We start from the raw sequence: 414 nt of genomic DNA on the forward strand, positions 1-414 counted from the left end.
CGGCATTACCAGCGTGAAATCAGTCTGTGGGCCGTACGCTGGTACTACAAAAACGGCATCAGTTACCGTGAGCTGCAGGAGATGAAGGCAGAACGCAGAATAAATGTCGATCACTCCACGATTTACCGCTGGGTTCAGCGTTATGCGCCTGAAATGGAAAAACGGCTGCGCTGGTACTGGCGTAACCCTTCCGATCTTTGCCCGTGGCACATGGATGAAACCTACGTGAAGGTCAATGGCCGCTGGGCGTATCTGTACCGGGCCGTCGACAGCCGGGGCCGCACTGTCGATTTTTATCTCTCCTCCCGTCGTAACAGCAAAGCTGCATACCGGTTTCTGGGTAAAATCCTCAACAACGTGAAGAAGTGCCAGATCCCGCGATTCATCAACACGGATAAAGCGCCCGCCTATGGT

The 414-nt window shown here is 53.9% G+C and carries 1 protein-coding gene; it reads left to right on the top strand.

What is annotated here, in order from left to right; translation table 11 throughout:
- Positions 1-414: IS6 family transposase (locus tag GYB81_RS23795; protein ID WP_161897999.1), on the top strand; the 414-nt coding region annotated here is incomplete at both ends.

This window comes from Pseudomonas yangonensis (assembly GCF_009932725.1).
Classification (GTDB): Bacteria; Pseudomonadota; Gammaproteobacteria; order Pseudomonadales; family Pseudomonadaceae; genus Aquipseudomonas; species Aquipseudomonas yangonensis.